The 18587-nt window shown below is 38.4% G+C and carries 15 protein-coding genes and 1 pseudogene; 7 read left to right on the top strand and 9 right to left on the bottom strand.

The window, feature by feature from the left end:
- From RCH56_RS05585 to RCH56_RS05575, 3 genes and pseudogenes are all read left to right on the top strand, one after another.
- The coding region (locus RCH56_RS05585) for a macro domain-containing protein (RefSeq protein ID WP_306484005.1) at window positions 1-260 on the top strand (260 nt) is incomplete at its 5' end.
- Window positions 261-353: 93 nt separating this feature from the next.
- Window positions 354-482, top strand: a complete 129-nt coding sequence (locus RCH56_RS05580) for an LDCC motif putative metal-binding protein (protein WP_306484004.1) — start codon at window positions 354-356, stop codon at window positions 480-482.
- Between the two features lie 403 nt (window positions 483-885).
- Window positions 886-1164 (top strand): annotated as a pseudogene (locus tag RCH56_RS05575) (type II toxin-antitoxin system YafQ family toxin).
- 110 nt (window positions 1165-1274) lie between these two features.
- Here the strand turns inward: RCH56_RS05575 and RCH56_RS05570 are convergent.
- Window positions 1275-1706: a type II toxin-antitoxin system HicB family antitoxin gene (locus RCH56_RS05570; RefSeq protein ID WP_306484003.1), complete on the bottom strand. Its 432-nt coding sequence runs from the start codon at window positions 1704-1706 to the stop codon at window positions 1275-1277.
- Window positions 1707-1744: 38 nt separating this feature from the next.
- Window positions 1745-1939: a type II toxin-antitoxin system HicA family toxin gene (locus RCH56_RS05565; RefSeq protein ID WP_306484002.1), complete on the bottom strand. Its 195-nt coding sequence runs from the start codon at window positions 1937-1939 to the stop codon at window positions 1745-1747.
- A 273-nt stretch (window positions 1940-2212) separates the two neighbouring features.
- On the opposite strand from RCH56_RS05565, the gene RCH56_RS05560 reads away from it, so the two are divergent.
- The 3 genes from RCH56_RS05560 to RCH56_RS05550 are packed head-to-tail and all read left to right on the top strand — an operon-like array spanning window position 2213 to window position 6204.
- Complete coding sequence (locus RCH56_RS05560) at window positions 2213-2683, top strand: MarR family winged helix-turn-helix transcriptional regulator (protein WP_306484001.1); 471 nt, start codon at window positions 2213-2215, stop codon at window positions 2681-2683.
- Complete coding sequence (locus RCH56_RS05555; protein ID WP_306484000.1) at window positions 2667-4418, top strand: ABC transporter ATP-binding protein; 1752 nt, start codon at window positions 2667-2669, stop codon at window positions 4416-4418. The genes RCH56_RS05560 and RCH56_RS05555 overlap by 17 nt, the downstream gene beginning before the upstream one ends.
- Complete coding sequence (locus RCH56_RS05550) at window positions 4411-6204, top strand: ABC transporter ATP-binding protein (RefSeq protein ID WP_306483999.1); 1794 nt, start codon at window positions 4411-4413, stop codon at window positions 6202-6204. The genes RCH56_RS05555 and RCH56_RS05550 overlap by 8 nt, the downstream gene beginning before the upstream one ends.
- A 90-nt stretch (window positions 6205-6294) precedes the next feature.
- Here the strand turns inward: RCH56_RS05550 and RCH56_RS05545 are convergent, their stop codons facing one another.
- The 6 genes from RCH56_RS05545 to RCH56_RS05520 form a co-directional block, all read right to left on the bottom strand.
- Window positions 6295-7116 carry a glycosyltransferase family 8 protein gene (locus RCH56_RS05545; RefSeq protein WP_306483998.1) on the bottom strand — a complete coding sequence of 274 codons (822 nt, stop codon included), beginning with the start codon at window positions 7114-7116 and terminating at the stop codon, window positions 6295-6297.
- 1622 nt (window positions 7117-8738) lie between these two features.
- Entirely contained in the window at window positions 8739-9533 is a 795-nt protein-coding gene (locus RCH56_RS05540) for a ZIP family metal transporter (RefSeq protein WP_306483997.1), read from the bottom strand.
- 4 nt (window positions 9534-9537) lie between these two features.
- Window positions 9538-11919 (bottom strand): glycogen/starch/alpha-glucan phosphorylase, encoded by a 2382-nt coding sequence (locus RCH56_RS05535; protein ID WP_306483996.1) that lies wholly within the window; start codon window positions 11917-11919, stop codon window positions 9538-9540.
- Window positions 11897-13420, bottom strand: a complete 1524-nt coding sequence (malQ, locus tag RCH56_RS05530; protein ID WP_306483995.1) for a 4-alpha-glucanotransferase — start codon at window positions 13418-13420, stop codon at window positions 11897-11899. The genes RCH56_RS05535 and malQ overlap by 23 nt, the downstream gene beginning before the upstream one ends.
- Window positions 13420-14028, bottom strand: a complete 609-nt coding sequence (locus RCH56_RS05525; protein ID WP_306483994.1) for a hypothetical protein — start codon at window positions 14026-14028, stop codon at window positions 13420-13422. Before RCH56_RS05525 ends, malQ begins: the two co-directional genes overlap by 1 nt.
- On the bottom strand, window positions 14015-15223 hold the full coding sequence (locus RCH56_RS05520) for an AI-2E family transporter (protein WP_306483993.1): 1209 nt from the start codon (window positions 15221-15223) through the stop codon (window positions 14015-14017). The genes RCH56_RS05525 and RCH56_RS05520 overlap by 14 nt, the downstream gene beginning before the upstream one ends.
- A gap of 116 nt (window positions 15224-15339) precedes the next feature.
- On the opposite strand from RCH56_RS05520, the gene RCH56_RS05515 reads away from it, so the two are divergent.
- Window positions 15340-15954, top strand: a complete 615-nt coding sequence (locus RCH56_RS05515) for a thiamine diphosphokinase (protein WP_306483991.1) — start codon at window positions 15340-15342, stop codon at window positions 15952-15954.
- A 979-nt stretch (window positions 15955-16933) separates the two neighbouring features.
- Here RCH56_RS05515 and RCH56_RS05510 read toward each other — a convergent pair.
- Window positions 16934-18587, bottom strand: a 1654-nt coding sequence (locus RCH56_RS05510; RefSeq protein ID WP_306483990.1) for a M3 family oligoendopeptidase, incomplete at its 5' end; no start/stop codon positions are given.

Genomic DNA, 18587 nt, shown 5'->3' with positions numbered 1-18587 from the left:
CCAAAATTCCTAAAAAAGGAATCATATCATTTATCAAATCGGCAGGCATTACTGCTTATAGAAATTCTCTAAAGCTTTCAAAGGAAAAGGGAATAAAATCTATAGCCTTTCCTTTAATTTCTGCAGGTATTTATGGATTTCCAGAAAAAGATGCGTTTTTTGTAGCAAAAAGAACAATCGATGAATTTTTAAAAGATAATGAAATGGAAGTTTATCTTTCTACTTTTGTAAAAGATATCCTGTCTTTAATTATGGGATAGGAAAAAGGGAGATAAAAAATTGAAAAAAATAATTTTTCCCGGTATAAATATTATTGTAGAAAATTTACAAATAATTACCCGAGGAGGTAAAATATGAAAATCTTTGAATCAATAAAAAATAGATGGGAAAAATTCTTGAAAAATCTAGCAAAAGAAAATAAAAAATCTTTTGGAAATGAAAGATTAGATTGTTGTTCATTGAACAAAAGAGAATATAAATAAAGAAAAAAATGACCTCGGCGGTGACTGAACTGACCCCCAAAAGTTAGATCTAAAAACTAACTTAAGGAGGTCATTTTTTTAATGGCAAAATATAGCCCAAACTTCCTTACTTGCTTTACTCTTACTATACCCGTAAACGTTAGCATTTACACTAATAGGGCGAAGCTTTCCAGCTCTATTAAAGTCTTTATATAGCTGCCTTTGCCTTTGTAATCTGACCTGGGCTATTAGCTTGCTTGCGGCAATGTATACTAAGAGAAGGTCTACCCTTTAGTGTAGAATTACCTCAATATAGCGAAAAAACTCTTAAGGCTATGGCAGTGGCTAAGATAATATCTTCTAGCGAAGAAACGCTTTCCTATTCATCAATTGATGATTTAAAGAAAGCACTTCTCTCTGACTAATGTATAGGATAAAATTTACTAATACATTCAAGAAGTCCTATAAGCGTGCCGTAAAACGTGGCTTAGATATCTCTCTTTTAGATAAGGTTATCGAGAAATTATCTAAGGGCCATACACTAGAGGCTAAATACAAAAACCATGAGCTTAAGGGTAAGTATCAATGATTTAATGAATGTCATATAAAACCTGACCGGTTATTGATATATCTAATAGAAGACGATATCCTAACTCTTACCCTAGTTGATACAGGTAGTCACTCAGATTTATTCGACCTATAGGCCATCTTTGGTATGGCTTTTTAAATTGCTAATTTATTCCCCTAATGTACATAATTAGAGAACACAAAAAGCGACTGTAACACTGCAGTCTCCTAAATCTTCTTGATTATTTAGATTATATTTAATTCTTTTCTCAAAGCATCCTGTAATAACATTGAAAAATTGATGTTATTCTCAATTCCAGCTTCATTAAGATAACTTGGAATTGATAATGTTTTTTTGACCGTTTTTCTGCTAGATTTTTTTACATAATCAGTTAAATCTAGGGATACATAATTTTTGAAGCTACCCTCATATGAAAAGTATTCTTCATCGTCCTGATCTAGCTTTACCCCAATGTCATTTATATTAGAGGCTTTAGGAATATCTTTAGATTTAGTGTAGTATTCAAACAAGTATGTCCCTAGAGCATCTTGAGCCATTTTGAAGGCATCATCAATACTATCACCACATGATATACATCCTTCTAAATCTGGAAAAATTACTGTATAAGCTTCGCTATCTTTTTCTTTTAAAAATAAAGCTGGGTAATTTACAAACATACAATCACTCCTAGTAAGTATTTTATGGTAAGGAGGGGCTATTTAAGCCCCGCTTGTTTCAAGATTACATGCTCAGTTCCTTTAGGTAGGTCCTTGCCTCCATGATCGGGAACTATTGTAATCCTGCCATTCTTAAAGTTTTTGAACTTCTTATGTGAACCATCCCCAGATGGTATATAAGTAAATCCATTTTTCTTTAAGAGCTTAATCATCTGCTTTGACGTCTTCGGCATATGATTTCCTCCTTACACTTATATTATACGTATCATTACGTGTTATTCAATTTATATCTTAAATTTCTTTACTATTTTTAAAAAACTCCAATTCTCTATATAACAGATATTACAGATTTCTTTTATTCAGTTCATCTTTCAGCCTAAACAAGCTAATATTTCACTACTAATCTGCCAAATAATATCTAGATTTTAAAAAATATCTCTTCAAAATATTGACAAGAAATATATATCTTAGTAAAATTACTAACAGTGTTAGCTAAAGGAGTTTTTATGGATGATAATTTAGTTGAAAGATTGATTACAAGTTTGTATAAAATAGGCCACGGTGGGTCTAGCAAGAAGTTAAATAATTCGGTTAGGGGCGAGAATATGGCCCTTGCTTTAATTAGCAAGAATAAAGGGTCTACCTACCCTAAGGATATAGAGGAAAACATGGGGATCTCTAGTGCGAGAGTTGCTAAGATTATCAAGGGACTTGAAGAGAAAAAGCTCGTCATAAGAAAACCCGACAGTAAAGATAAGAGAAAAACTATTGTAAATCTTACCGATCGAGGAAAAAGATGTGAGAATCTTAGAAAAGATAAGATAAATTTCGCTCTTTCCACAATGCTAGAGCTTTTAGGAGAAGAAGATGGGGCCGATTTTGTAAGAATAATAGAAAAAATTGAAAAGTCGATGCCTGAAATAAGAAAAATGTGTGAAAAAGAATTTGGAGATTCAGCTTATGATAAAGATTTTTAAGTATTTAAACAAAAAACAAGGCCTTCAAATACTAGTAAGCCTACTTTTGATAGTGGCTTCTGTGTATTTGGACCTAAAGATTCCTGATTATATGGCAAAGATTACCATGTATGTCCAAACCCCTGGCCACAGTGTAAGCGAGATTATAGGAGAAGGTAAATGGATGATCCTTGCTGCCTTGGCCTCTCTCTTATCAACAGTCCTAGTGGGCTACCTATCTAGTGTAATCTCTTCGTCCTTCTCAAGAGACCTTAGATCGAGACTTTTTGCCAAGGTGGAATCTTTCTCTCAAAAGGACATCAATGAGTTTTCGACAGCAAGTCTTATAACAAGATCGACCAACGACATCACCCAAATCCAAATGGTGATTGTAATTGGCCTACAGATCCTAATCAAGGCTCCAATCATGGCTATTTGGGCCATTACAAAAATCTATAACAAGGGCTTTGAGTGGACTGTTGCCACAGCTATCACTGTTATTATCCTTATGGTTTTTGTGGCTATCGTTATGATTTTGGTTATGCCTAAGTTTAAGATAATGCAGACTTTAACTGATAATATCAACAGGGTCCTAAGGGAGAACTTGACAGGGCTTTCTGTAGTAAGGGCCTACAATTCCGAAAGCTACAGGGAAGATAAATTTACCGAGGCCAATAAAGAGTTGACCCAGACCCAACTTTTTACAAGTAAGCTAATGGCGACACTCTTTCCTACAATTAACCTTGCCATGTCTATCTTAACTCTTGTGATTTATTTTATAGGGGCAGGACTTATCAGCGGAGCTGGTCTTATGGACAAATACAGCCTATTTTCCGATATGGTCGTATTTTCTTCCTACGCTATGCAGGTTATCATGTCCTTTATGATGATGAGTATGATTTTTATTATGCTACCAAGGGCGGAAGTTTCTGCAAGCCGTATCAATGAAGTCCTAGATACCAAGCTTTCAATTGTAGATGGATCTAGAAAAGAAGCTAGCAAAGATTGTCCTTATATCATAGAATTTGATAATGTTTCCTTCAAATACCAGGACTCAGAGCAATATATCCTAAAGGATATAAACTTTAAGGTAAAAAAGGGCGAAAAGATAGCCATAATCGGATCTACTGGATCAGGTAAAAGTACAATCCTAAATCTCTTGATGAGATTTTACGATACAAGCGAGGGATCTATCAAGATAGATGGCCTCGATATCAGAGACTATAAGCTTTCTGACCTCTATAATAAGCTAGGTCCAGTCTTACAGAAATCCTTCCTCTTTAAGGGAGATATCAAATCAAATATTTCCTTCGCAGATGAGTCTTCTGATTTGGACAAAATCAAGAAGGCAGCAGATATTGCTCAAGCGAGCGAATTTATAGAAAAATACGATGATAAATTCGACCACGAGATAGCCCAACTTGGTAAAAACGTCTCAGGAGGACAAAAGCAAAGACTTGCTATAGCAAGAGCCATCTACAAAAACCCTGACATATATCTTTTCGATGACTCCTTCTCTGCCCTAGACTTTAAGACTGATCGTGACTTAAGACATAGATTAAAAGAAGCTTATCCAGAAGCTACAATCCTAGTAGTTGCCCAAAGGGTCGGTTCAATTATGGACTCTGATCAGATAATAGTTCTTGATAATGGAAAGATAGTAGGACTCGGTAAGCACAAGTACCTTCTTCAAACTTGTGAGGTCTACAAGGAAATAGCTAGTTCGCAACTTAGCAAGGAGGAATTAGATGGCTAAGAAAGATTTACAAAAAAATAAAAATTTCAAAAAAACAATGAAAGAGCTGATGGTCTATCTCAAACCTTATGTGCCTTTGATAGTAATCTCTCTTATAGCATCAATTGTAGCGACCATCCTACAAATCATAGGTCCTGACAAGCTTAAGCTTATCACAAACGAGATAAGTGCGGGGCTTCCTCAAATGGTAGAAGGCAAGCCCATAGTTAAGGCAATTGATATGGAAGCTGTAAAGAGTATATCCCTAACTCTTCTAATCTTCTACTTGACCTCTCTCATCCTAAACACAGTCCAATCCTTTATTATGGCAGATGTGACACAAAATATATCGAAGAGCTTTAGGGAGAAAATCTCACAGAAGATAAACAAACTTCCCTTTTCCTACTTCGATACGACAAGTATTGGCGATATCCTATCACGTGTTACAAATGACGTCGATACCATAAGCCAAAGCTTAAATCAAGCTGTAGGAAACCTTCTTACGAGCATAATCATGCTTGTAGGATCTCTCGTAATGATGATAATAAATTCTCCTGCCCTTACCCTTACCACAATCCTAAGCTCTGTCCTAGGCTTCATCTTGATGGCAATAATTATGAAAAAGTCCCAGACCTACTTTAAGGACCAACAAAAAAACCTAGGAGCAATAAACGGACAAATCGAAGAAGTCTACACAGGACACGACGTAGTAAAGGCCTACAATGCGGGCTCTAGGGTTATAGAAGAGTTTGAAGTAACCAACGAAAAGCTTTATACAAGTGCCTGGAAGAGTCAATTCCTATCAGGCCTTATGATGCCAATCATGCAATTTTCAGGAAACTTCTCCTATGTTTGTGTTTGTATAGTAGGAGGCGCCCTTGCCATAGAAGGTAAGATTTCCTTCGGCGTCATAGTTGCCTTTATGATTTATGTAAGACTTTTCACCCAACCTCTCTCCCAAATCGCCCAAGGCTTCAATACCCTCCAAAGGGCTGCCGCAGCAGGAGAAAGAGTATTCGAATTCCTAAATGAAAAGGAAGAAGAAAAAGAAGAGGGCAAAATCTACCTAGATAAGGCCAAGGGCCAAGTCGAGTTTCAAAATGTTAAGTTCGGCTATAGAATTGATCAAACTATAATCAAAGACTTCAGTGTCAAGGTAAATCCAGGAGAGAAAATTGCCATAGTTGGCCCTACTGGAGCTGGTAAGACTACCATAGTCAACCTCTTGATGAGATTCTACGAGATAAACAGCGGAAGAATCCTCCTAGACGGAATCGATACGAGAGATATCACTAGAGTTAATCTCAGGGACCAGTTCTGTATGGTCCTCCAGGACTCCTGGGTCTTTGAAGGAAGTATCAAGGAAAATATTACCTTCGGACAGGAAGATATCGATGATAGCGAAGTCATAGAAGTATGTAAGAAAGTAAATCTCGACCACTTCATAAGAACCCTAGAAGATGGCTATGATACAATCCTTAACGACAAACAAACCCTATCTCAAGGTCAGCTTCAGCTACTAACCATAGCCCGTGCCATGATAAGCAAGGCCCCTATCCTAATACTTGATGAGGCTACAAGTTCTGTCGATACTAGGACAGAGATTATAGTCCAAGACGCCATGGACAAGCTCGCCAAGGGAAGAACATCCTTTGTCATAGCCCACAGACTTTCAACAATCAAAAACGCCGACCTAATCCTCGTTATGAAAGACGGCGATATAGTAGAAAAAGGCAAGCACGGAGACCTACTAGAAAAAGGTGGCTTCTACGCAGATCTTTACCAAGCTCAGTTTGAAAGAGAATAAAAACTTTCAAATAAAGAATCGTCCCCTCATTAGAAATCCTAATGACTAGGGACGATTTTTTATCCAAAATTTCATCCTAGCTTATCTAAGCTAAGCCAGATACCTTTTCGTAAGACTCATATAGTGCTTGTAAAGGCTGGTGAATTTGTTCCTGTGGTTTTTCTTCCAAGGCTTATCCCTGCCGCAGAAGTGAAGAACTACGGTATGATCCATTAGCCAAGCTAGGTCAGCTTGCTTTTTGCTGCGAAGGAGATAAGAAGAATAGTTTCTTGCATCATAATTATATATCAAATCATCTAAAGGATAAATCCTATCCCCGTACATAGCATTAAGGATGTCTTGGTCTGGGAGGAGAAGATTCATGTAATTATCCTCAACAAAGGAGAAAATCTCATCAGGGTCAATCTCCTCTCTCGCTCTTTTGAGATTAATCAAGAGAAGGCCAGAATTATAATAATCAGTGTCAGTTCCTAGGCGAATCCTGTTGACATTGTTGGCCATATCGGTCTTTCCTGTATGACTTGCCGCAGCATAAATGTTATCTGAGATATCAGTCCTAAGAAGATCGTCCAAGGGATTGATAACTAACATATCGGGGTCAAGATATAGGATCTTATCCAAATCTTCCGGCAGAAACTTACCCGCAAGGAGCCTATAATACATCTCCTTTGGATAGCGGTCAGTAACTCTTGCAGTAGAGAAAAGATCATCAGTCGCCCTTATGGGATAAAACTTGTAGGAGAATTTCTTTAGGTCCTCCCCTAAACTCTTAAGCTTCTCTTCTCCTATCCTAGAGTGCAGAAGATAGACATCGAAGACTCTTCCTGGATTGTTTATGTAAATAGAAGTCATAAGGACTTTCATCTGTGGTATATAATTCTCATCTAATGTAAGCAATAAAGCATCAGCCATAACTTTTCCTTTCTATTCATAAAAATTTTTATGTAAGTATAGTTTATTTATACCCAAAACGGCCTTGAGAAGTTATGAAAAAAATAAAGGTTAGATCTCTCGACTACGCTACGCTCGAGATAAGGGAAATATACACCAAGTCTATATCGTGAATATTAGTGTTCATTATGGCCAGAACTATTAGAGAAAAGGGGAATGCGTATATTAACTTTATCGCATCCAATAATGTTCATTATGGCCAGTACCATTAAAGATAAGGAGTATGATAAATTGAACGACTCGGATAGGACTTGAGAAATCTGTTTTCACAGTTCCCTTACTTCGACCGAACGAAGTGAGTGGAGAAGCCTCATACATTAACTATATCAAAGAATAATTGACTATATTTGAGAATATGCTAAACATCAACTACTCCATCTCGAACGAATGTGAGAGATCTACAGTCTGTGATGACATGTAGATCAGAAGGATTAACTTATTTACGAGAATAAATAGATTACAAAAGCTCAAACCAAACATGTCCCGAAGTTCTGTAGACCTCTCGTCGCTTCCCTGTGGAAGCTCTGTCGAGGTGGCGAAACTGATGTACTGAAATAATTATCTTATGAGATGTCTCGACTACGCTCGACATAAGGGAAGTGCCTATCGAAACTTTATCGCATCCAATAACGTTCATTGTGTTCAGGATTATTAGACATGAGGGAGGTAAGAAAACGAAGTTTTCTCTCCTTCCCTTACCTCGACCGAAGCGGAGAGGTCTCACGCATTATTCTTAAGATGCAGATAATTATTTACTTTGAGATAAAACTCGGCAACAACTTCACCATCGCGAACGAATATGAGAGATCTACAGGCTGTGATGACATGTGGATTATTATGTTTAAGCTATTTACGAAATTACATATGTAACAAAAACTCAAACCAAAGATGTCCCGAAGTTCTGTAGACCTCTCATGTAAAGTTCGAGCTGGAGAGTAATGAATTTACCCAAGAGATGTCTCGACTACGCTCGACATAAGGGAGGTAAGAAAACGAAGTTTTCTCTCTTTTTCCCTTGCTTCGACCGAACGTAGTGAGTGGAGAAGTCTCATGATTAACTATATCGTAAAATAATTGCTTATACTTTGAGAATAAGCTAAACAAAAACTACGCCATGTCTACTGGAGTTGTCACAGTGAGTTTAACTAACTGATGAAACTCCTTAATCAAGGCTTTGCGAGTATGAGGTCCTCCAATAGCCGGATAGGCTTGTTACCGAATCCGCAAGCTAGCGTCGAAGGCAAGCCCGTCCAGCTATGAGAGGACAATGTGAGAGATCTTAAGCCTTTGATGACACCTAGATTATGAAGATTGATCTATTCACGAAAATACATAAATAAGAAAACTCAAGCCAAACACGTCCCATAGTTCTGTAGACCTCTCGTCGCTTCCCCGTGGAAGCTCTGTCGAGGAGGCGGAATTGAAATTCCTCGACTACTCACTAACATAAGAAAGGGACTGGCTTAAGCTACCCTTTTCTCTTACAAGGGACGGGGATATTCTTAATAGGAAAAAATCCCCAAGCTCTTTAGGTCAGAGTTTAAGGATTTTTTGATCAATCATATTTTATTTATTAAATTTACCTATCCAAGCATCACATCTAGGACCATCATCACTATAAAGCCTGCTGCAAAGCCTATGGTTCCTATGTTTGTGTGGTCTTCTCCTTCTCCTGTGGCTTCCGGGATTAGCTCTTCGACTACTACGTAGAACATTGCTCCTGCTGCAAAGCTTAAGAGATATGGAAGGATTGGAACCATTATTCCTGATAGGAGGATTGTTAGTACTGCTGCCACTGGTTCCACTGCTCCTGAAAGAATACCGTAGATGAAGGACTTATGTTTGTTTACTCCAACCGCTCTTAGAGGCATGGATATGATTGCACCTTCTGGGAAGTTTTGGATTGCGATCCCTAAGGCTAGTACCAAAGCTGCCGCCATGGTTACTGTGCCGTGGCCGTAGATTGCTCCAGCAAAGCTTACCCCTACTGCCATTCCTTCTGGTATGTTGTGGATTACTACGGCTAGAACCATCATGGTTGTTTTTCTTAGATTTTCGCTTTTAGGTCCTTCTGGTGTGTCTGAGTCGATATGTTGGTGAGGGATAACTGAGTCAAGAAAGAGCAAGAATATTATTCCTACTATAAATCCTATAGCAGCTGGCATCCATGCCATTCTTCCCATTTTATCTTCTACCATATCCATGGCAGGCATTAGGAGGGACCAGATACTTGCTGCAACCATTACTCCCGCCGCAAAACCGGATAGGCCTTTTTGTACTCTTATATTTAATTCATCACGCATTATATAGACACAAGCTGCTCCCAAGCTTGTGCCTATAAATGGGATCATTAATCCTAATATTGCTTGTGCGTCCATATTTCTACTCTTGATCTATTTTCCAAATATCAGCTGCATAGTCTAGGATTGTTCTATCTGAGGAGAAGAATCCAGCATTTGCGATATTTATCAAGCACTTTCTTGACCAGTCTATCTTATCCTTGTAGGCTTCATTTACTCTCTCGTGAGCCTTGGCGTAAGACTTGAAGTCTTTTAGGAGGAAGTAGCTATCTCCTCTTTGGCCATTTTGTGGCTTGATTAGTTCGTTGTAGATATCTAGGAACATGTAAGATTCATTGTCTTTAAATTCTCCACTTACGAGGCTATCGACTACATCCTTGATGTCTGGGTCTTTGGAGTAGTATTCTACCGGATTGTAGCTATCCATTATTTCGTTTAGCTCTTCTACTGTAGCACCGAATCTGAAGTTGTTTTCTTCTCCAGCGTGGTCGAAGATTTCTATATTTGCTCCATCAAGTGTTCCTAGTGTTAGGGCTCCGTTTAGCATGAATTTCATGTTTCCTGTACCACTTGCTTCCTTACCTGCTGTTGAAATTTGCTCTGAGATATCTGCTGCTGGGAAGAGTTTTTCTGCGTAGCTTACCCTGTAGTTTTCTACAAATACTACCTTGATCTTGTCATTTACGTCAGGATCTGCGTTTACTACTCTTGCAACTTCATTAGCAAGTTTGATCATTCCCTTGGCTCTGAAGTATCCTGGGGCCGCTTTTCCTCCGAAGATAAAGGTTGTTGGAGTAAATTCCATGTCAGGATTTTTCTTAAGCTTGTGGTAGAGATAGATAATGTGAAGGACGTTAAGGTGTTGCCTCTTGTATTCGTGGATTCTCTTAATTTGGATATCTAAGATTGATTCTGGGTCAATTTTAACTCCCTCTGTGTCCAAAATATATTTGGCAAGTTGGTTTTTCTTTGTTTGTTTGATATCCCATAGCTCTTCTAAGACTTTTTCATCATCCTTGTATTTTTCGAGTTCCTTAAGTAGGTCTAGCTTGTACTTCCACTCGTCTGTACCAAGCTTATCTGTAATGAAGCTTGAAAGCTCTCTGTTAGCATATACTAGCCATCTTCTTGGGGTTATTCCATTGGTCTTGTTGTTAAACATTTCAGGTCTTAAATTATACCAGTGCTTGAAGGTATCAGCCTTTAGGATTTCAGTGTGAAGAGCTGCCACTCCATTTACGGAAAATCCTACATAGATTGCAAGATTTGCCATGTGGATTTGTTCGAATCTTTCAATTCTGTATGGGTCGATTTGCTCTTCTGAGTAGCCTTTGGCCTTAAATTCACCAACTAGTTTTTCGTTGATTTTTTCGATTATTTCTAGACATCTTGGGTTTACTTCAAGAACTATGTCCTTATCCCATCTTTCTAGGGCTTCTTGAAGGACTGTGTGGTTGGTAAAGGCAAAGACCTTGTTACAAATCTTTAGGGCGTCTTCAAAGAATATTCCATTTTCATCTACCAAGACTCTGATTAGTTCAGGAATAGCCATAATTGGATGGGTGTCGTTAAGTTGGATAACATGATATTTGGCGAAGTTCTTAAACTGTAGGTCTTCTGGGAAGTCTCTTTTGTATTTTTCTACCATATCTTGGATAGAGGCTGAACAGAAGAAGTATTGTTGTTTAAGTCTTAGGACCTTGCCGGCTCTTTGCATATCATTTGGATAGAGTACTCTTGTGATATCTTCCGCACGGTTTTTTTCTGCTACTGCATCGTCGTATTCGTAGTTGTTAAACTTAGCGAAGTCGAACTCTTCGAATGGCTCAGATTGCCATAGTCTTAGGGTGTTTACCCTGCCGTTTTCGAAACCTACTACAGGCATGTCGAATGGAACAGCCTTTACTTGTTGATCTCTAAACCTTACGATTTTGGCATCAGAGTCTACTCTGATTGACCAGCCATCTCCATCCTTAAGCCAGCTGTCTCCTCTTTCTACTTGGAAGCCTTCTTCGATTTTTTGTTTAAAGATTCCTTCCCTATATCTTACACCATAGCCTACAAGATCGATCCCTTGAGTTGCGGCAGAATCCATAAAGCAGGCTGCAAGTCTTCCGAGACCTCCATTACCAAGTGCTGCGTCGTCCTCGTAGTTTTCTATGGCTTCAAAGTCGATTCCAATCTCATCTAGAAGCTCTTTGACCTCGTCATAGATACCTAAGTTAATTAGGTTATTTCCCAAAGATCTTCCTATTAGAAATTCTGCAGATAGGTAGTAGGCCTTTCTCTCGTTTCTTGTACTTCTCTTACACTCTCTCCACTCTTCGTTGATTAATTCTATGATTGAATCGCATAGAGCATTGTATCTATCCTTATCGCTTGTCTCATCGAAGGATTTTAGGGTAATTCTCTGTAAGTTTTCTACGTAATTTTCAATGAATTTATTCTTTTTCAGTTTGTCCATAATCATATCTCCCATATACTTTTGACATTTCTTTTATTCTTTTCGCTAAATTTTCATCATAATCACTGTCTATACTTCTCCACTTCCAGTTGTTGCCAATAGTTGATGGAGAGTTGATCTTGCTTTCATTGCCGAATCCAAAGAAGTCTTGGATCTCAAACATTGCTATGTCAGAAACAGAAGCCATAAGGGCTCTTATAATCTTTTCTAGCTTATTATCATCTTCGTCTAGGCCAAAATACTTATCGATTAGTCCTGTAAGCTCCTCATCTGCCTCATCCAAAAATCCCTTTAGGGTGTCGGAGTCGTGGGTTGAGGAATATACTACAGAATTTCTCTCGTAGTTGTGTGGTAGGTAATTGCTGTCAAACTTTTCACCAAAGGCGAATTGGATGACATTCATACCTGGGAAATTGTAGTGGTTTTTAAGATCATCAACTTCCTTGGTAATGTAACCTAAATCTTCTGCTATAAAGTGAGCGTCTGGATAAGCCTTTATAATCTTATCGAAAAGCTCATAAGGTTTTGCTTCTTCCCACTTACCATATCTTGCATTATCGTCAGTAGCTGGTATTGCATAGTAGGCCTCAAAGCCTCTGAAATGGTCGAGTCTTAGGATATCATAAAGCTTTAAGCATGCACCAATTCTTTTAATCCAGAAGTCATAATTACTTTCTTTAAGCTTATCCCAGTCATAGACAGGATTTCCCCAAAGTTGGCCGTCCTCGGAGTAGGCATCTGGTGGAGCTCCACCTACTATGATTGGTTCTTTAGTCTTTGGATCAAGCTTTAGGATATCTGAGTTGACCCAGGCATCGCATGAGTCAAGCGCCACGTAGATTGGAAGGTCTCCTATAATTTGGATTTCCTTTCTGTTGGCATATTCCTTAAGCTTTTCCCATTGTTTGAAGAACTCATATTGGATGAAGACATAGAAGTCTATGAGCTCTGAGTTTTTCTTCTTAAATTCCTTTAGGGCCTTCTTGTCCCTATTTTTTAGATCATCGTCCCACTCTAGCCAGCTTACATCGAACTTTTCTCTCTTGATAGCCATAAAGAGGGCGTAGTCTTCTACCCAGTCCTTTTCCTTGTTTCTAAATTCCTTAAGCTCTTCATTCTTAAGCTCTTTTGCCTTATCGAAGGCCTTTTCTAAGATTCTGTAGCGAAGATTGTATTGGATGCCGTAGTCGACATATCTTTCATTGTCCCCAAAGTTTAGATTATCAAGCTCTTCTCTTTCCAAAAGACCATCTTCAATCAGCATATCCAAGTCAATAAAGTAAGGATTGCCAGCGAAGGATGAGAATGATTGGTAGGGGCTGTCCCCATAAGAGGTCTGTCCTAAGGGTAGGATTTGCCAGTATTTGATGGCAGCATCTGATAAAAAATCGACCACCTCATAGGCCTTCTTACCGAAAGTTCCTATTCCATAATTTGATGGTATGGAGAAAATAGGAAGGATAACCCCATTTCCCCTTGCTAATCTTTCTTGTTTTTGCATTATCTCTCCTTAAAATAAATTAAACCAGTATAAGTTCTAAATTGTCTTTCAAAATCTTCTAGGATAAATCTGTAGACCCTCCCCCAACTAGAAACGACTATCTCATGCTTATCACCGACTCTGTTAAGCTCAGTGATGCATACTCCGTGATGCTTCATGACCTTAATATCATTTGATAGCCAGTTAATAATTATGGGTGGACTATCTTTCTCTAGGGCTTCTTCGATAAAGGCGATTTTCTTTTTTAGGGGTCTTTTGTTAACCATAGTCTCTGTAAGGGTCTTGGATTCTAGCTTAATCCCAAAATCCTCCCTCACCCTATCAAGCCTCCTATCTAGGCTCTTTGCAGTAGGAACTCCATTGGCCCAAGGTCTTAGGCTCCTAAAGAAATAGTAGTGGTATTCGTTGTATAGGTCCATGGGAATCTCTCTTTTCCTATGAAATAGATAAAAATAAACATTAGTCATAGCCGTTACAACACAGGACCTGTCTCTGTAGAATTTCGTTACGTTTTTTCTCTCAAGCAAATTCTGGAAACCTCCGTAATAGGTCCTATCCCCGTCTATGACAGGGACAAATTCGCCGTAGGCTGATCTACTTAGCTTCATGACTATCTATATCCTCCATGGTGTATTTCTCATTCTTCTTTTCTTCGATCATTTTGTCTGTAACATTTTTATCCTTAAGCCTATTATCAATAAACTCGTGAAAGAGTGTATATATAATAGATGCTACAGGAATACCGACAAGCATACCCCAAACACCAAAGAGCGATCCACCAATTGTAATAGCTACAAGGACCCAAACCGCAGGAAGTCCTATCTTCTCCCCTGCTATGGCTGGATAGATAATATTTTCCTGGATTTGTTGGACTATCACGTCATAGATTAGGAAAATTAAAGCCTTGATTGGACTTTCCAAAAATATAATAACTGCAGATAGACCAGCTCCTACTATAGGACCAAAAATTGGAATCAAATCTGACACTCCAACAAAAAGCGAGATGACCCCAGCGTTGGGGATGCCCATAATAAACATTCCTACAAAGGTTAGAGCAGAAAGAGTAACCACTGCTATAAGTCTTGAGAAAATATAATCCTTGAAGGTGTTATAGGATAGGGATAGGACCTTGTTTAGATAATCTGCCCTCTTTTCACTCATCAAAGCGTAAATAATCCTCGTTCCATTTGTCTTAAGCATATCCTTATATATTAGGACAAAGATAGAAAAGACAATGATCGTAAAGACCGCAATCAAGGAAGAACTTACTGAATTAAGGACTCCTGTAGTCAAACTAAAGAGATTAGTCTTCTTGTCTGTGATAAAATTCATTACAGCATTTCTCACCTCATACCAGCCGAAAGAGTTCACATATTCATAGAACTTGTCTGCATAAGGCCTTGTGATAGAGTGACTGTTTAAAGTCTCGTAAGTTTCTCTAACAAACTCAGGCCATCTATTGAAGAAGGATAAGATAACCGTAACAATCCTTGGAATAAGAATATTTAAAAACAAAATCAAGAAACATACTATAAGTAGCCATGATACAAATAAAGATAAGGCACTTATCCTTTTCCTATACTTCTTATCTGGAAAGTTTGCCCTAAGTTTTCTCTCAAAATAGTTCATAGGAATACTCACTAGATAAGCAATCATCCCCCCTATGATAAAGGGTTGGAAGACTCCAACTACTCTACCGAGGCCATCTCTGATAACTGGAAAATACCAGAAGGCAAAAAATAATATAATTCCATAACAAATAACCTTTAATAAATCTCTAGATTTTTTATCTAGCTTTTCCATATATACCTCCATTACTATCGCATAAGTATATTTTACCACAATTAGAAGGAATATGGCGATTAATAAAAAATTGCTCAATTGCACAATTTATAATAAACTAAGAGGAGAGGTGAAATATGAAAACTTGTTATATAATTGGAGGAGGAAGCTTCGATGGCTTCTTCGACGAAATAAAAAAAGATGACCTAGTCCTTGCAGCTGATAGGGGCTATAAACTTGCTAAATCAGAAAATATCAAGGTCGACTACATCATAGGAGACTTTGACTCATCCAAAAGACCAGAAGACGATCACGTAATCGCCCTAAATCCAGTGAAAGACTTTACGGATACCGTTGCTGCGATAGAATTTGCCAGGGAAAAAGGCTATAAGAAAATCATAATCTACGGAGGGCTGGGAGGAAGAGAAAGCCACACCATATCAAACATCCGCACCATCTTCCACTACAAAAAACAAGGGGTTGATATAAAACTAAAATCGAGATCTAAGGAAATATTTGTAGTAGACGATAAATTCACATATACTTATGATAACCATGACTTCTACGTATCGATATTCTCTCTAAGTGATAAGACCAGACTTACCATAGAGGGCCTCTACTACGAACTAGAAGACTACAAGATGAAAATCGACGATGCCCTAGGAGTATCAAACGAAACAAAAAATGAAGATTTTGAAATAGAGGTAAAAGACGGGGCTGTAGTTGTGGTATTTGAGGATAAGGATTGCTAGGAAAATAAAGCCCAAGCCTTATGTAAATATCTCCTTATCTTAAGCAAAGCGAAGCGTAGTCGAGAAATCTCAAATTCGCCAGCTCGACAGAGCTTCCACAGGGATGCCACGAGAGCTCTACAGAACCTTGGGACATGCTTGGATTAAGCTTCTGTCATCTATGTATTTTCATTAATAACTTAATCTTTATAATCTACATGTCATCATAGACTGTAGATCTCTCACATTGTCCTCTCATAGCCAGACGGGCTTACTTTCGACGGTAGCTTGCGGGCTCAGGTCAAAGACCTTCACCTCGCCAAGCCTCGATTTTGAACCCTTCGGGTTCTTGGAACTTATTTTTCAAATAAGTCCCACTAATTCGATTTTTTCAAAATCGAAGCCCGACCGCCCGGCACAGTTTCATCAGTTCGTTAAACTCACTGTGACAACTCCATTCGAGATGGCGCTAATTGTGTAAATTACTATAATTCAAAGTTTTTAATTACTTGCACTTTTAATATAAGGCGTGAGACTTCTCCACTTCGGTCGAAGCAAGGGAAAGAGAGAGAAAACTTTGTTTTCTTTCCCCTTATGTCGAGCGTAGTCGAGACATCTCTGGAAAAATTCCTTACTCGCCACCTCGAACTTTACGTGAGAGGTCTACAGAACCTTGGTACATGTTTGGTTTAAGTTTTTCTTATCTATGTATTTTCCTAAATAACTTAATCTTCATAATCTCCATGTCATTATAGACTGTAGATCTCTCACATTCGTTCGAGACGGCGTAGTTTTTGTTTAGATTATTTTCAAAGTATAGGCAATTATTTTACGATATAGTTAATCATGAGATTTCTCCACAAGGTCGAAATAAGGGATATGTGGAAAAAAGATTTCATCAGCCCTACCCATGACTTGAAGGCCCCTGCACACCCTTATATCGAGCGGAGCGAAGCGGAGTCGAGATATCTCATTGGATTTCATCGATTAACTTATCTTCTTATTTAATCTTTTCCTCATCCAAACTTTCTAGGTAATCGATAAGTTTTGGGAGGATTTTCTCTATTGTTCCATCATCGAAGGGGCTTTCTAGGCCTACTTCTCTTAGGGCCTCCTTGGTAGGAAGCTTAGCACTTATCTTACATAATTTAATATAGGAATCCCAGGCCTTTTCGTGATCTTTCATGTCCATAAGGAAATATTGGAAGGCGTTTATCTGGGCTATGGTGTAGTCGATATAGTAGAAGGGATCTGTATAAAGATGGAGCTGCCTTTGCCATCTGCCTCCATTTTCCAAATACTCATTGCCATCATAATCTAGGCGAGGGAGATATTTTTTCTCGATTTCTCTATATTTTGCCCTTCTCTCTTCTGGGCTCGCAGATGGATTTTCGTAGACATATTCTTGAAATTCATCAATGCTTGCCCCATAAGGGATAAACTTTAAGGCTGAAGCTATATGGTCGTAGTAGTATTTTTCACTATCATCCCCAAAGAACTTCTCCATCCAAGGATGAGTGAAAAACTCCATGCTCATAGAGTGGGTCTCTGCTATCTCCATTGTTAGGTCGTTATTCTCACTAGGATACATATCTCTTGTAAGATAGCCCTGGAAGGCGTGGCCCGCCTCGTGAGTTAGGACATCCACATCCCCACTTGTGCCATTAAAGTTTGAGAAGATAAAAGGCATCTGTGTGACTGGAAGACTTGTCATATAGCCACCTGGAGCCTTTCCATCTTTGGTAGTTAGATCCATCATGCCCTTATCAATCATAGCCTCAAAAAACTCGCCCGTCTTATCAGAAAGTTCCTTATACATCTCCAGGGCCTTTTCTACTAGGACGGCCTCATCCCCAATAGGCTTTGGATTTCCTGAAAGAAAGCTTAAAGGAAGATCGTAGTATTTCATATCCTCTATGCCTATCCTTTGAGCCTGGTCGGCGTAGATTTTCTGACTTAAAGGAACTATGTACTCTACAATTTGATCTCTGTATTTTCTTGCATCTTCGCTATCCCAATCGAGCCTTCCCATAAGCTTATAGGCTACAGGAGTGTAGGTATCAAAACCTAGCTTATTTGCAATTTTAGTCCTAATCTTAACCAAATCATCATAAATCCTATCAAGACTTTCCATATTAGTGGCAAACCAGCCATTAAGATCCTCAAAGGCTTCCTTTCGTGTGTCCCTATCCCTATCCTGGCTTATGGCAAGAAGGCCAGATATATTTTTAATTTCTCCCCTAAATTCAATCTCAGCCCCGCCGGTTAATTTATAATATTCATTGACAAGCTTTGACTCAGCTACCCTATCTTTCATTATAGAAGGATCGAAAATGTCTTCCTGGAGCTTATCTCTCATAGTAATGGTCTTGCCATATTTTTCTTCGAAGTTAGACCTAAACTTACTTTCTAGCCTAATAGTCCCGAGCCTATGCTTTAGCTCATCAAAACGTGGCATATTTTCATAGAATATCTTAAGCTCACCATCATAGAAATCGTCCTTGATATCGATAGAATTTCTGATAATTACGATATTATAAAGTTCATCTATATTAAGGAAAGAATCTTCTATCTTATTGTGTATCTTAAATATGTGCTCATTATCCTTTGATATAATAAGCTTATCTAGAATGAAAGAAATCTCTCCCTCAAGC

It is taken from the genome of Anaerococcus sp. (genome assembly GCF_030825785.1).
Classification (GTDB): domain Bacteria; phylum Bacillota; class Clostridia; order Tissierellales; family Peptoniphilaceae; genus Anaerococcus.
The sequence above is the reverse complement of the archived record's forward strand: the minus strand, read 5'-3'. Positions and strand labels throughout refer to the sequence as shown.